Genomic DNA, 297 nt, shown 5'->3' with positions numbered 1-297 from the left:
CAGGGCCAGATCGTGGGCCGAAGAGACGTTGCCGTAATCATACAGGCCGTGCACACAGGAAAAACTGGTGCTGGTGCAGCCCAGCTCTTTGGCACGCTGGTTCATCCGGGCCACAAAGGCGGTCAGGTCGCCGTCCGAAACATCACTGGCGATCGCGCTGGCCGCGTCGTTGGCGCTGGCCACCAGCAGGCCGTACAGCAGGTCGATGCGGCGCACCGTTTCACCGTTGCGCAGGTTGATGGTGCTGCCGTTGGCGTTCTGGATGTCCTTGTACTCCTGGGTCAGGCTGGCGGGGAT

General features: G+C 63.3%; 1 pseudogene. It reads right to left on the bottom strand.

Annotated features, from left to right (window positions below):
• Window positions 1-297, bottom strand: a pseudogene (locus P0G09_RS19250) (D-alanyl-D-alanine carboxypeptidase); the annotation flags it as partial.

Origin of the sequence: Faecalibacterium sp. DFI.5.82 (genome assembly GCF_029076575.1) — a bacterium.
Lineage (GTDB): Bacteria > Bacillota > Clostridia > Oscillospirales > Ruminococcaceae > Faecalibacterium > Faecalibacterium duncaniae.
Note: the sequence above shows the minus strand (reverse complement) of the source record. Positions and strands in the feature narration are given on the sequence as shown.